We start from the raw sequence: 627 nt of genomic DNA, 5'->3' as shown, positions 1-627 counted from the left end.
CGGGCGGGGGCGCACCACCGGCGCGCGGGTGCCGGCCGGACGGGCCAGCGCGCTGCACCTGGTGGCGACGGTCCGTGCCGCCGCGCCGTATCAGGCCGCCCGGGGGCGGCTGACCGGGCCGCTGCGGTTGCGTGGCGACGACGTGCGTGAGGCGGTGCGGGAGGGCCGGGAGGGAAACCTGGTGCTGTTCGTGGTGGACGCGAGCGGTTCGATGGGTGCCCGGCAGCGGATGACCGCCGTGAAGGACGCGGTGCTGGCCCTGCTCACCGACGCGTACCAGCGGCGGGACAAGGTCGCCGTGATCGCCTTCCGGGGTGCCGGCGCGCAGACGCTGTTGCCGGCCACCTCGTCGGTGCTGGCCGCCTCGACCAGGCTGGCCGAGTTGCCGACGGGTGGGCGTACGCCGCTGGCCGAGGGTCTGCTCGCCGCGGCCGACCTGCTGCGCGTGGAACGCCTGCGCGACCCGAAGCGCCGCCCGATGGTCCTCGTCGTCACCGACGGCAGAGCCACCGCCGGCACCCGCCCGCTGGACCGCGCGGCAGCAGCGGCGAAGGCGCTGGCGGCGACGGGTGCTCCCTGCGTGGTCGTCGACTGCGAGGCCGGCCCGGTCCGCCTGCATCTGGCCAC

General features: G+C 76.9%; 1 protein-coding gene. It reads left to right on the top strand.

What is annotated here, in order from left to right:
* The coding region (locus F8271_RS31690) for a VWA domain-containing protein (protein ID WP_151493432.1) at positions 1-627 on the top strand (627 nt) is incomplete at both ends.

Source organism: Micromonospora sp. ALFpr18c (assembly GCF_008868155.1).
In the GTDB taxonomy this organism is placed as follows: Bacteria; Actinomycetota; Actinomycetes; order Mycobacteriales; family Micromonosporaceae; genus Micromonospora.
The sequence above is the reverse complement of the archived record's forward strand: the minus strand, read 5'-3'. Positions and strand labels throughout refer to the sequence as shown.